Origin of the sequence: Chryseobacterium sp. JV274, from assembly GCF_903969135.1 — a bacterium.
Taxonomy (GTDB): Bacteria; Bacteroidota; Bacteroidia; order Flavobacteriales; family Weeksellaceae; genus Chryseobacterium.
Genome location: NZ_LR824569.1, coordinates 2943914 through 2957110 on the forward strand (window position 1 = coordinate 2943914; position 13197 = coordinate 2957110).

The 13197-nt window shown below is 36.1% G+C and carries 14 protein-coding genes; 4 read left to right on the forward strand and 10 right to left on the reverse strand.

Annotated elements, in window-relative coordinates:
* Positions 1–14 precede the first annotated feature (14 nt).
* The 3 genes from CHRYMOREF3P_RS13530 to CHRYMOREF3P_RS13540 all read left to right on the forward strand — a co-directional run bounded on the left by CHRYMOREF3P_RS13530 (position 15) and on the right by CHRYMOREF3P_RS13540 (position 2948).
* Positions 15–461: a GatB/YqeY domain-containing protein gene (locus tag CHRYMOREF3P_RS13530; protein WP_047377988.1), complete on the forward strand. Its 447-nt coding sequence runs from the start codon at positions 15–17 to the stop codon at positions 459–461.
* A 456-nt stretch (positions 462–917) separates the two neighbouring features.
* Positions 918–1328 (forward strand): BrxA/BrxB family bacilliredoxin, encoded by a 411-nt coding sequence (locus tag CHRYMOREF3P_RS13535; protein ID WP_047379990.1) that lies wholly within the window; start codon positions 918–920, stop codon positions 1326–1328.
* 105 nt (positions 1329–1433) lie between these two features.
* Entirely contained in the window at positions 1434–2948 is a 1515-nt protein-coding gene (locus CHRYMOREF3P_RS13540) for a GH3 auxin-responsive promoter family protein (RefSeq protein ID WP_077413165.1), read from the forward strand.
* 71 nt (positions 2949–3019) lie between these two features.
* On the opposite strand, the gene CHRYMOREF3P_RS13545 is transcribed toward CHRYMOREF3P_RS13540, so the two are convergent.
* The 10 genes from CHRYMOREF3P_RS13545 to CHRYMOREF3P_RS13590 all read right to left on the reverse strand — a co-directional run bounded on the left by CHRYMOREF3P_RS13545 (position 3020) and on the right by CHRYMOREF3P_RS13590 (position 12398).
* Positions 3020–3430, reverse strand: a complete 411-nt coding sequence (locus CHRYMOREF3P_RS13545) for a hypothetical protein (RefSeq protein ID WP_077413166.1) — start codon at positions 3428–3430, stop codon at positions 3020–3022.
* A gap of 27 nt (positions 3431–3457) precedes the next feature.
* A complete protein-coding gene (locus tag CHRYMOREF3P_RS13550; RefSeq protein ID WP_180564836.1) occupies positions 3458–3820 on the reverse strand; it encodes a hypothetical protein in 363 nt (120 codons plus the stop codon).
* Between the two features lie 4 nt (positions 3821–3824).
* Complete coding sequence (locus CHRYMOREF3P_RS13555) at positions 3825–4796, reverse strand: endonuclease/exonuclease/phosphatase family protein (RefSeq protein ID WP_175627164.1); 972 nt, start codon at positions 4794–4796, stop codon at positions 3825–3827.
* A 73-nt stretch (positions 4797–4869) separates the two neighbouring features.
* Positions 4870–5862 carry an endonuclease/exonuclease/phosphatase family protein gene (locus tag CHRYMOREF3P_RS13560; protein WP_228408572.1) on the reverse strand — a complete coding sequence of 331 codons (993 nt, stop codon included), beginning with the start codon at positions 5860–5862 and terminating at the stop codon, positions 4870–4872.
* 9 nt (positions 5863–5871) lie between these two features.
* The gene (locus CHRYMOREF3P_RS13565) at positions 5872–6600 is read right to left on the reverse strand and encodes a rhomboid family intramembrane serine protease (protein WP_077413169.1); all 729 of its coding nucleotides are present in this window, start codon (positions 6598–6600) and stop codon (positions 5872–5874) included.
* 3 nt (positions 6601–6603) lie between these two features.
* Complete coding sequence (gene mutL, locus CHRYMOREF3P_RS13570) at positions 6604–8394, reverse strand: DNA mismatch repair endonuclease MutL (protein WP_180564837.1); 1791 nt, start codon at positions 8392–8394, stop codon at positions 6604–6606.
* A gap of 316 nt (positions 8395–8710) precedes the next feature.
* Positions 8711–9538 carry a YoaK family protein gene (locus CHRYMOREF3P_RS13575; RefSeq protein WP_180564838.1) on the reverse strand — a complete coding sequence of 276 codons (828 nt, stop codon included), beginning with the start codon at positions 9536–9538 and terminating at the stop codon, positions 8711–8713.
* A 27-nt stretch (positions 9539–9565) separates the two neighbouring features.
* Positions 9566–10060, reverse strand: coding sequence for a hypothetical protein (locus CHRYMOREF3P_RS13580; protein ID WP_077413172.1), 495 nt, complete (start codon positions 10058–10060; stop codon positions 9566–9568).
* A 226-nt stretch (positions 10061–10286) separates the two neighbouring features.
* Entirely contained in the window at positions 10287–11687 is a 1401-nt protein-coding gene (locus tag CHRYMOREF3P_RS13585; protein WP_077413173.1) for a sensor histidine kinase, read from the reverse strand.
* Positions 11688–11690: 3 nt separating this feature from the next.
* A complete protein-coding gene (locus CHRYMOREF3P_RS13590) occupies positions 11691–12398 on the reverse strand; it encodes a response regulator transcription factor (protein WP_047380001.1) in 708 nt (235 codons plus the stop codon).
* A gap of 203 nt (positions 12399–12601) precedes the next feature.
* On the opposite strand from CHRYMOREF3P_RS13590, the gene CHRYMOREF3P_RS13595 reads away from it, so the two are divergent.
* On the forward strand, positions 12602–13171 hold the full coding sequence (locus CHRYMOREF3P_RS13595; RefSeq protein WP_077413174.1) for a helix-turn-helix domain-containing protein: 570 nt from the start codon (positions 12602–12604) through the stop codon (positions 13169–13171).
* Positions 13172–13197 lie beyond the last annotated feature (26 nt).

Here is a 13197-nt window from a genome sequence, read left to right on the forward strand (position 1 = left end):
CAAATAAGAATAACATGAGTTTAGAAAATATAATAAGCGAAGCTATAAAAACAGCCATGAGAGAAAAAGACAGAGTAGCTCTGGACTCTCTTCGTGCTGTAAAATCTCAGATTCTTCTTTTACAGACAGAAGCAAGAGGCGCTGAAGTTTCCGCAGAGCAGGAAATTGCTATTCTGCAGAGAATGATCAAGCAGCGTAAAGATTCTTTTGAGCAGTTTTCAGCTCAAGGAAGACAGGATCTTGCAGAAGTAGAAGAAGCTCAAATGAAAGTAATTGAGAAGTTTTTACCTAAACAACTTTCTGCTGAAGAACTTGAAACAGAAATTAAAAATATTATTTCTGAAACCGGAGCTGAATCTATTAAAGATTTAGGGAAGGTAATGGGAGCAGCATCAAAAGTATTAGCCGGAAAATCTGACGGAAAAAGTATTTCCGAGATGGCTAAAAAGCTCCTGTCTTAGTTGATAACTAACCGTTGACGGCGATCCATAACCCTTCAACTTATTTTCTATCAACTATTTATATTAGGATATACAACCTTTGCATATCGATTTGATTAAAGAAGCCCGGAACTTTTCAGTTCCGGGCTTCGCTTTCTTTGGATATTAAAGTTTGTTAATCAGTTTTGATTCTAAAACTGGAAAAAGAATTAAGATACTACCATATTTCATAGAGTATTTAAGTGATTGATTGCTTGAGGGAAAGCCTTAAATGTTTTTTTCATGGTCGTTTGTTTTTCAGAATCATTTCAAAATTAATAATAATTTTCCATTATTCCTAGTCTTAATTCACATTTTTTTGAATATTATTACAATATTAATATTTGATTAATTTTATATGACTAATCGATTGATAGTTTTTATATATTGAACAAACGCAAAGAAATGCTTAACTTTGTACAGATAAAAACAAAATATATGTATCCAACAGATTTAGTAATGCCTATGAAGGCAGAGCTTACAGATAAAGGTTTCCAGGACTTGACAACTCCAACTCAGGTAGAAGATGCATTGAAGCAGTCCGGAACTACATTATTGGTAATTAACTCCGTATGTGGTTGTGCAGCAGGTGCTGCAAGACCGGGAGTTGTATACTCTTTGACTGGAGATAAGAAACCTGATCATTTAACAACTGTATTTGCAGGATTTGATACTGAGGCTGTAGCTGAGGCAAGAAAACACCTTGCTCCATTCCCTCCAAGTTCTCCATGTGTAGCTCTTTTCAAAGATGGTGAATTGGTTCACATGCTGGAAAGACACCACATCGAAGGAAACCCTGCAGGAGCTATCGCAGCAAACCTACAGGCTGCATATGATGAGTATTGCTAAGAAACAATAATCTAAATATCAAACCGTTACAAATTTTGTAACGGTTTTTTTATTTAATCACGCAAAAAATTTTCAGAAAATTCAAATATCATTATATTTGTTGGAATGGCAACCAAAGCACTTTTCAATACCGTCGTCAACTGGTTCATCCGTCAGAGGATAGATCAGATACAGAATTTCATGGATCATCCCATTGAGACCCAGAAAGGTATACTCTTTTCCCAGCTGTTTCATGCAGAAGACACGGAATACGGTAAACTGTACGGATTCAATTCTATATCAAGTTATCAGGATTTTAAAAATAAAGTCCCGATCGTTACCTATGAAGAAATGGAACCTTATATTGAAAAAGCAAGGCAGGGTCAGAAAGATATAAGCTGGCCCGGGCTCATTAAACATTTTGCCAAATCGTCGGGAACCACCAATGCCAAGAGTAAATTTATACCCATTTCTGCAGAAAGCCTGGAATACTGTCACATGAAGGCAGGAAAGGATATGGTTTCCATTTACGCCAATAACCATCCCGAAAATCAGCTTTTTAATTATAAAAATTTACGTTTAGGAGGAAGTTCTGAACTGTATGCTGATTTCAACACAAAATTTGGGGATTTATCCGCTATTTTAATTGATAACCTTCCATTTTGGGTAGAAATAACCACAACCCCAAGCAAAAAAGTCTCATTGATGGGAGAATGGGAAAGCAAACTGAAGGCGATCACCTCTGAAGTAAAAAATGAAGATGTGGGAAGTATCCTTGGGGTACCAAGCTGGATGATGGTTCTCCTTCAAAAAGTATTAAAGGAAACCAATATCGGAAGTATTTCAGAACTATGGCCGAATCTGGAGGTGTTTTTTCACGGCGGAATCAGTTTCAAGCCCTACAGGGAGCAATTCAGACAGATCATCGGAAAAAACATCAATTACTACGAAATTTACAATGCTTCTGAAGGCTTCTTCGGGATACAGGACAGATCAGACAGTGATGAGATGCTTCTGATGCTGGATTACGGTATATTTTACGAATTCATTCCCATGGATCAGTTCCATTTTTCAAATCCGAAAGTGGTAAGTCTGGAAGATGTGGAAGTAGGTAAAAACTATGCCATGGTAATTACAACCAACGGCGGTCTGTGGAGATACCTGATTGGCGATACCGTTGTCTTTACATCAACCAATCCATTCAGAATAAAAATAACAGGAAGAACAAAACATTATATCAATGCATTTGGTGAAGAACTGATGATTACCAATGTGGAATCTGCCCTTTCAAAGGCATGTGAAGCTACGGGAGCGCAGATCACCGATTTCACAGGAGCTCCTGTCTTTATGAAAGGAAACGAAGGAGGTGCCCATGAATGGATTTTTGAGTTCAGTCAGCATCCAGATAACCTGGACCTATTTATTGATGCTTTTGACAAGCATTTAAAAACAATCAACTCTGATTATGAAGCAAAGAGATACAACAATTTGACGCTTAAAAGACCTATTGTACATATTGCTAAAACCAACCTTTTCTATCACTGGCTGGAAGCTAAAGGAAAACTTGGCGGGCAAAATAAGGTGCCAAGGTTGAGCAATGACAGAGAATATATTGAACCTTTGCTGGAAATGAATAAATAAAGATACAGAATATCCATTCTGGTCAATTAATAAAAAAAAGCCGTAACTCAATTAGAATTACGGCTTTTTTTTTATTTACTTAAGTCTTCTTTCACTTTTTTCGCAGCTTCCTCTACTTTTGAAGCTCCTTTTTTCGCGGCTTCTTTAGCATCTTGTCCTACTTTATTTGCTTCAGTTTTGATATCCTGACCGGCCTTCTGAAGATCCTGTTTCGTTTTATCAGCTGTTGCATCAATTTTATCTTTAGCCTTTTGAGCTGCATCATCAATCTTATTACCAGCGGCATCTACTTTTGCTTTCACATCTTCTTTTGCATTGTTGATTTTTGCAGTATCAACAGTAGTTGGAGTTTCTGTAACGGTAGTAGTGGTTGTAGTAACTGATCCGTCAGCGTTATCTACCTGCTCTGTTTTCGTTGTTGATTTTGTACATGCTACAGTGAATACTGAGATCACCATTGCTGTAAGGATTTGTTTTTTCATATTGTCTATTTTTTAATGATATAGGCGTTATTGTGTTTTAGAGTCTGGACCCGAAGGCGTTTCTACAGACTTCTTTTTCTTTTCTGCATCTGCTTTTTTCTTTTCCTCTTCCTGTTTTGCTTTATTTTCTTTTTCAAGCTCTGCCTTTAGCTTGCTCTCCTCTTCCTGAAGCTTTTTAGCCTGTTTTACAGAGTCCAGATACTGGGGGGAAGACATTCTTATCTTTCGGGCAATATCTACTGAAACAGCGCCGGTAGAAAAGGAATCAACAGCAATAGTATCATAGTTCCTTTTAACATCCTGTTCCGCAGCGAAACCCGGAGATTCCTTCTTGGAACATGCAGTGAGAAGAATTGTGAAAATAAAAATCACAGACAGTATATTTTTCATGGAACTAATTTAGCAGAAATTCTGCAATTACAGGATAGTGATCCGATAATTTCACAGACTGATCTACTTTATAGCTTAGAGGAATAATAGATTTTGAACTGAAGATATAATCAATTCTCAAAGGTACTTTATAGTCATGAAAACTGCTTGCGCTTCCCTTTCCTGCTACTAAAAAGGCATCCTGAAGATCTTTTCCCAGATTATAATATTCATAAGAATTGGGAACAGAATTAAAATCTCCGGCTAAAATAACCGGGTAAGGTGATAAATCTACCATCTTTCTGATTCTTTTTACCTGATCTTCATGGGCCTGAAATGTAGGAGTCATGTGAGAGAGCAATGTTGAAACATTTCCAAATCCAAGTGCATCTAACTTCGTAAACATTGACTTATGAAGTCTGAAAGGTTCAAGATAGACATTAATGATTCTGACTACCTTTCCATTGATATCAATATCAGCATAGAATGAATTTCCTCTTGCTTTCTCATCAATCAACTCTGCCTGTCTTACAATTTTATGTTTTGTTTTCAGAATAACAGAAGGATATTTTATAAGATCCCGTTTTATGGCACGGTTAGTATCTTTTTCCTGTACAAGAATAATATCTGCATCCTGTTCTTTAATGTAATTTTTCACTTTATCCCAACCATATTCTCCATATTTTACATTAAATGTCAATACTTTAATATCCCGTATTGTTTTTCCATTCTCTGTTTTTGGTGAAAAGTTGACCCATCGTCTGATGGGATTATAGAAGATAAGTGTACCCAGTGCAAAAGCGATAGCTATTTTTTGTTTTTTGAAAATCCATATCAGTGTAAGAATCAAATGTGCTAAGATCAGATAGGGGAAACCAAGTGATAGCAGGTTAAGGTAGCCCAAAAGATTAGGCGGAATCCATGCATTCCCTAATGTGCTTAACAGCAAAACAGCAATAACGATATGTATAAATAGTAATATCTGATTCGACTTCATGAAAAAACGGTCTTGGTACGCTTTTCTTTCAACAAAAATCCTACCAAGCAGATAACTTTAACTCTTTTTATGATTATTTGCTTTCCGTGGAAAATTTCACGATGACAGGATAATGATCTGAAATACTTACAGAACGGTCAACTTCATAAGATATTGCCCTTAATGATTTTGAAGAAAAAACATAGTCGATCCTGATTGGAAATTTATAGTCGTGAAAACTGGTTGCACTGCCCTTTCCGGCCGATAAAAATGCATCTTCAAGCCCATCCGATAAATGATAATATTCATAAGAATTAGGAACAGAATTGAAATCTCCTGTAAGAATAACGGGGTAAGGTGAGGTCTCAATAACCTGTTTGATCAAAACTGTCTGCTCCTGATGTTTCTTAAAAGTTGGAATCAGCCTTTTTACAACATCTTTTGCTTTTTGTTCGTTGGAATCGGTATTTCCATTAAGTCTTACCATATCTTTATCAAAGTGGAACGGATTAAGATATACATCAATAAACCGATATACCTTTCCATTAATCTCGATATCAGCCTGTAAACCAGGAATTCTTATATTTTCATCCTGTGGGTCGATAATTTTATGATTAATAATTTTATGTTTGGTCAAAATCGTTAACCCTGCTCCCGGATTTACTTTCTGATATCCCTCAAATTGATAATCTTTACCAGCATCTTCCTGTAAAAGGATAACATCTGCACGCTGAGATTTCAGATAAGGTCCAATTCCGGCATTTCCTCTTCCCCCTGCCCTCGTATTGAAAGAGACTATTTTTATTTCTGAATTTCCATTTTTAGGAGAAGAATAATTCACCCATCTTTTTACCGGGTTGATAAATGCAAGCCCTGCAAACATGAATACAAAAGCTCTTTTTTTCCAGCTGAAAACCCAGAATATCGTCAGAATGATATAAGAGATCATAAGTACCGGAAAACCTAAGGAAAGCAAGTTAAACCATGGGAAAACCTTCGGTGGAACATAAGCATTCAATAATGTACCCAGCAGTAAAAACAGAATTCCCAGATGCAGGATGAATAGTATGAGTCGGAAAACCTTCACAATCTTATTTTAATTGAATCTGTACAAATGCTTTTTCCAAATTACTGCCAGCAGCCATCCTACCAAAGCTCCCCCTACGTGAGCGAGGTGAGCAATGCCACCTCCATTCCCGGAGACACCAAGGAACACAGAAACAACAACAATAATTGGCAGAAGGTATTTTACTTTTATAGGAACCGGAATAAACATGATTCCAATTTTAGAATCTGGATAAAGCGTCGCAAATGCCGCTACAACTCCGAAAATAGCTCCAGAAGCCCCAACCATGGGTGTAGCTACAATGTCTTTGAAACTTTCAAGTAATTCTTTTTGTTTAAGAATGGAATCTGCATTCCCTGCAAACCCAACACTGGCACCTGACAAATATGCATTTACATTAAACCCCAGCTGTTCCAATTCACTGGAAAGCTGCTGAACTTCTACAAAATTCCACAAATTGAAAAGGAAAAATGCACCTAAACCACTTGCAAAATATAAAATCAAATACTTTTTATCTCCTAATGTCTGCTCCAGAATGGGTCCAAAGCTAAAGAGCGTCATCATGTTAAATAAAATATGCATGATACTTCCGTGCATGAACATATGGGTAATAACCTGCCATGAATGGAAAAAAGGGGAGAACGGATAAAAGCCCGCGAGATAACCAATCATCTGGTTTCCCATGAAATAAGTAACAATAAATACTATAACATTGATTATAATAATATTCCTTGTAATGGGCGGTATATTGTTAAACATAATTTAAAATTTGTTTTTAAAATCATTAAACGGAACTTCATAATAGCATCTTTTTCCATCCGGCAAAAACTCCGGGAAACCTAGTGCTGTAAAGTCTTTGATAAGCTGTTCCGCATCTTTTTTATAAATAAAGTCAAATCTTGACTTGGACTGCATTTTGTTCCACTGATTATGGTAGTAATGCAAAAATTCTTCTTCTGTTTTGTATTCCAGAATTTCAAAAAGGTTCTCCAGGAATTTCATTGCCTGGGTTTCTTTCAGCCCTTCAGGAAGTGAATCTATTCGAAGTACGCTTTCATGAGCAATTTTCATGTCAAACCCTAATTCCGGAAGATATTTTTTGATCGAATTGTATTTTGTCTTCTCAATCTCATTCATATGATATTCCAGAGAGAAAAGAAGAGCATGGCTGTTTGTATTTGATTTTCTGGTAGATTTATTCCCTTCAGAAACCAATAATCTGTGCATTCTTCCGAGATCCAGCATCAAGGTCACATCACCTTTATTGAAAAGCCAGTAGCCATTTGGAAGCCTCATCAGATCTTCGTCAAAATCTTCATCTTCAAATAAATTAATCTTTGAAGGTTCAGCAGTAATATTCTGATGGTACATTTCTGTAAGATTCTGAATTTCTTCTGGATGCACTACATTTTTTTCTTCCAGAAACGGATTATAATCCTTATCTACAATAATCTCCGGCATTTTTACAAAACCACTTCCACCTCCGTTTCCTTTGCTTGGAATCGGTTTATTCATCATTTCATCCAACTCCGGATCTCTGTCGAAATCAAGGCTTGGAGAGACATTATAAATCCCTAACGACCTTTTGATGGTTGAGCGGAGCAAAGCAAAAATAAGATGTTCATCTTCAAATTTCACTTCGGTTTTCTGTGGATGGATATTCACATCAATTTTCTCAGGATCAAGCTCCAGGAAAAGGAAAAATGAAGGGACATATCCGGGCTGAAGCAATCCTTCAAAGGCTTCCTGTACTGCTTTATTGAAGTATGGGCTTCTGAAATACCTTCCGTTCACAAAAAGAAACTGTTCTCCTCTTGCTTTCTTGGCACCTTCAGGCTTAGCAACGAATCCATGAAGTTTACACCAGATAATATCTTCTTTGATAGGAATCAAAAGCGGCTGAAGTTTCCTTCCGAAAACATCTACAATACGCTGCATCTGACTTCCTTTTCTCAACCTGAAAACAGCTTCATCATCATGGAAAAGGGAAAACTCCAGATTTTCATGAGCCAGTGCAACACGCTGAAATTCATCAATTACATGTCTGAATTCAATATTGTTATTTTTCAAAAACTTCCTTCTTGCAGGAACGTTATAGAAAAGATTTTTTACTAAAAAATTTGATCCGTCTGCTGTCTGAACCGGGTCTTGAAACTGGAAAACTCCGCCTTCAATATAAATGTTGGTACCAATGGATGTGTCATTCTGTTTCGTTCTGAGCTCTACTTGTGAAACTGCGGCAATAGAAGCCAGTGCTTCACCCCGGAAGCCTTTTGTAGCAATCTTAAAGATATCTTCTGTTCCTTTGATTTTGGAGGTAGCATGTCTTTCAAATGCCATACGGGCATCTGTTTCGGACATTCCTTTTCCGTCGTCTACCACCTGAATAAGGTTTTTCCCGGCATCTCTGATGATCAATTCAATCTTCGTTGCATCTGCATCAATAGCATTTTCCAAAAGTTCTTTCACGATGGATGCAGGCCGCTGCACCACCTCTCCCGCTGCAATTTGGTTGGCTACATGATCCGGTAAAAGCTGAATAATATCTGACATAAAAACGTAAATCAACTTACAAAAATAGTCAATGGAAACGGGAATTAAAATACCAAAATCGTGATTTAATATTTAATTATCAACATTTTTACTTATTTATCCCCAACCATTTTTTTTAATGTTTGTAATGAAGGGCGTTAGCTCACTTATTAATCTGATCGGGAAATTTTCATTTTAACACCTTTGAAAAACAGGATAAAAAACAACAGATTTATAGATTTTTAAGACATTTTTAAAGAAAAACACCCCTATTTCATAATAAAATAAGGGCATTTACAGCTAGTTTATACAAAAAATCAATAGTGTGTTTTATATTTTAATCTTCAAAGACAAGCTTTCTTTTCTTCTCTCTTTTAGGAATTCCATGGATTTTATCATAGAGATATGCAAAGAGATTAGGCTTTTTATAAATCCTGCTATATCTATATTTCGTGTTAAAGTGTCGAACATGAATTTTATAAGCATCATACCCGATGACAATCAGAAGACACAGACTGATTACATAGAACACTCTGAATTCCAGATAGTAATAAGTCAATCCTGAGAACACTGCTCCCATGATATAAGCAAGCATAATACTCATCAGAAGTTTTGCTCTGCCAATCAGCTCTCCGTTTTTTCTATATTTTTTCTGTGTAAACATAGATACCAGGATTCCTAAATCGGTGGTTGTTCCCGTAAGGTGGGTCGTTTTCACGGAGAAGTTGGAGATACTTGCCGTAAGACCGTTTTGCAGTCCGGTGGCAAAAAGCATCAATGCTACCAGATATTCTGTTTCCACTAATGTTTTCTGATAGTAAAACTGCCCGTATATTCCCACAAAAAGGAGACATATAATTTCCAGCGCAATAGGCATAGAATGGGCAAAATATTTACTTTTCTTGTTAAAGTTGATAACGATAAAGTTGGACAGAAAACTTCCGAAGAAGAACAAAAAGATCCATCCCCCTACTACTCCTACCTGCGTCCAGTTTCCTTTACTTATTTCTGCTGCTAAAATAGCGTAGTGTCCCGTTACATTCGATGTAAAAGAGAGAAATATCAATAGGGAAGCAATATTTATAGTACCCGCCGTAAAGGCAGTCAGCGTCCCCAACCTGATATTATCTCCCAGTGTCCTGCTGTTACTATAATTTCTTAACATTTTTTTATTTTTTTATTTGTGTTTTATTTAGACCTCTACAAAGATCTCTGCCAATCTTCCTCTTTCCGGAAGTCTTTCTCTTACTTCAACGGTAATTTCTTGGGATTGCAGTTCTTTGCATTTTTTGATGTAAGGAATCAGATCAAACTTACCTTTTCCCTTACTTTTGATAGATGGAGAATAATAAGCCTCTTCAATATTTTCTGCCTTTACATATTGGTTGAATGTTCTCTGGAAACTTCCTGTAAAAATATCACAAGTGATTTTATTAATCAGGTGGGGATATTTATTACTGATAATTCCATAGGCATCACAGAACTCTTCCGGTCTTATTTTATTAAAAACCGATGTTTTGGTTGTGAATAAAAGATCTCTGATAGAATCTCCGCCATCATACCCGGATGTCAGAAGGATATTATATTGGTTCTGATCTTCTGATGCATCTTTCTCCTTAAGTACTTTTTTCAATATATTCAATGACTCAAGAGAGTAATCTGTCGCAATTAAAATTGTTTTAGCCATGTTCTTTATTATTTTGTATTGTGTTTATCTTTTTTGATGATACAAAACTAGAACGACCATATTAGAACATCTTTGGAACGAAATTAAAATGTGATTAAAGAGATTAAAATGAGATTAGAAAATTGTTAAGGAGAGTTCATATAGCAAAAAACAAAATCGTAAAAGGACGAAATTGCTCATAGACATTGTTTGTTCCGGATTGTTCTTCAGGCTGAATAAGATCAGGCTACTCTCCTTTCTGCGTACTATAGAAATTTGGGAAGCGCATTTGTACTGTAGTTCCCTGGTTTTCGTGTGAACTTACGATCAGTTCCCCGTGATGCATTCTTACGATGTTTCTTGCTAAAGGAAGCCCAATTCCATAACCTTCATAGTTGTTCGTATTGGAGGCTCTGAAGAATGGATCGTAGATTTTATTCATCTCTACTTCAGGAATTCCGATACCATTGTCTTTTACAATAATGTAGACATCTGTATTGGTAGCTCCCAGAGATACTTTTACCTGCTGAAAATTAGAATATTTGCAGCCATTACTGATGATATTGGCTACCGCAAGATGGAGCAGCTGTTCATTTCCCTGTACTTTCAGCTTTTTCGGATTATCGGGAAGCATACTGATATCAAGATAAATATTATTTCTGGAATCTATTCTTCTTAGCGTTTCAATAACATCCCAAAGCAGCTGATCTATTCTTACCTTATCCATTTTCTGGATTTTCCCATCGAATCCGGTTTGGGCAATCATTAAGAGAGCTTTAATCTTTTTATCCAGCTTTTCAGCTTCATCCAGAATGATTCCAAGAGTTTCTTTGTATTCATCGGCTGTTCTGCTGATGGAAAGAGCAACATCAGCTTCTCCCATAATGGAGGTAAGAGGAGTTCTCAATTCGTGGGAAACATTTCCGATCAGGTGATTCTGAGTTTCAAATGAGGTTTCAATACGGTTGAGCATATCGTTGAAAGTATCTACCAACTCGTTCAGCTCTTTGTTATCAGGCTGAGACTCCAGCCTTAAGTGAAGATTTTCAGAACTTATCTCTTTTACTTTTCCTGTAATTTTTAAGATAGGTCTGAATAACGTTTTGGAAAGATAAAAAGAGAAGATCATACTGAAGAACAAAGAAAGAACGATACAGGTAAGCAGTGTTCTTTTTAAAAAGCCCAGATAATAAATGACATAATGATTTTTAGCTGAAGCAATAGCGATATAATCTTTATTATCATATTTAAAGCTTTGTCCTATATAATAGAATTCTTCATCATTATAATTGGACTCTCCTTCTTTGATAATATTTTTAAAGAAATAAGCAGGAATATGAACTTCCTGAGATATTTTTTTGAAATTGGAATCTCTGGGAACGGCAAAAACATAGTCCTTTTCCATTGGAAGTTCCTCATCATTCAGACTGTTGAGAATATAATTTTCCGGAAGGTCGAGATGATCTTTGCTTTTTTCGATCTGAACAATAGTAGCTGTTCTGATTTTCAGGAGCTCATAAAATCTCTGATGGGAAAAATTCACGATAGAAAAGTATACCAAACCACTGAACAGCAAAATGATGGCTGTAAAAACCAACATCAAAAGCACCATCGTTTTGGTCTGATTTGTAATCACTTTATTAAACATCCATTATGTTTTTTTCAACACATATCCCATTCCTATCACTGTATGAATCAACTTATTATCATCCTGATTATCCAGTTTTTTTCTTAAATAGTTGACATATACATCTACCACATTGGTTCCCAGTTCGTAGTTCACTCCCCATACTGCATCCAGAATTTCAGCTCTGGAAATTACTTTTTCCGGATTATTCAGGAAATATAGCAGGAGTTTATATTCTGTAGAAGTAAGCGAAATGTCTTCTCCTGCGCGGGTTACCTTCTTGGTATAATCATTCACCATCAGGTCTGAAAACTGAAAAACATCTTCATTATCAGGTTCAGATTCAATGGCTTCCTGCGGACCGTTGTTGTTGCTTCTCCTTAGCAAAGACTTCACACGTGCTACCAGCTCTATGAATTTAAAAGGCTTTACAAGATAATCATCTCCTCCGCTTTCCAGTCCAAGAACGATATTTTCAGAAGTTCCCAAAGCAGTTAGAAACAAAATCGGAACGCTCTGATTTGTTTTTCTTATCTCTTTACAGACATCCAGACCATTCATTTCCGGAAGCATAATGTCTAAAATTACCAGATCAAAATCGTTAGCCTGCACCAGTTGTACTCCTGTACGGCCGTCAAAAGCTACAGAAATTTCATATCCATTTTCCTGAAGTCCTTTTTTAATAAAAGAAACTACACTGGTTTCGTCTTCGATAAGAATAATTTTTTTCATAAATGAAATAAGGAGTTTCACAAAAATAGGGAAATTTTATTGGGGTGGACAAAAAGAGCAAGCAGAAGGCAAATTCAGTATTCCTTTTTCAATAATAATTTTCAATGAATTGATTCCCTACCTTATTCAAACTCTATATAATAATATTACCTTTGCTTTTAATAGAATGATGAAAAAATAATTCAGGTTAAATTACATAGAGTATGAACGACTTTTTAATAGGTATCGGCAAGAGATTAAAGGATATTAGAAAAAAGAATAATTTAACCATCAATGATCTGGCTTTCAAAGCGAATGTGAGTAACGGTCTTGTTTCCAGAATTGAAAACGGAAGGACGATTCCTTCACTTCCTGTCTTATTGGATCTGATTCAGTCTCTTGAGATTGATGCCAGCTACTTTTTTGAAGGGGTTGAGAAAAAATCCAATGCAAAATTCATCTATGTTCCGAAAGAAAGCCAGCAGGTAATAGAAAAAGAGGTAGAAGCTGAAGGATTCAAGTATATGCATATCTTCAGCAAAAGTCTTCATTCTTTGGGATTTGAAGCGGCACTCCTTACCCTTGAACCCAATTCAAAAAGGGAAAAAGTTATTACCGATGCCTGGGAATTCAAATATATCCTGAAGGGAGAAGTGAAATACGTGATTGATAATGAAGAAATCATTTTAAAAGAAGGTGATTCTCTATATTTCAATGGTAAGTTTCCTCACGTTCCGGTAAGCATCAGCGATGAAAGCTGTGTGATGCTTGTCCTTTATTTTTATACTGCTTAATCGCATTTTTTTTAACGCAAAGTTTT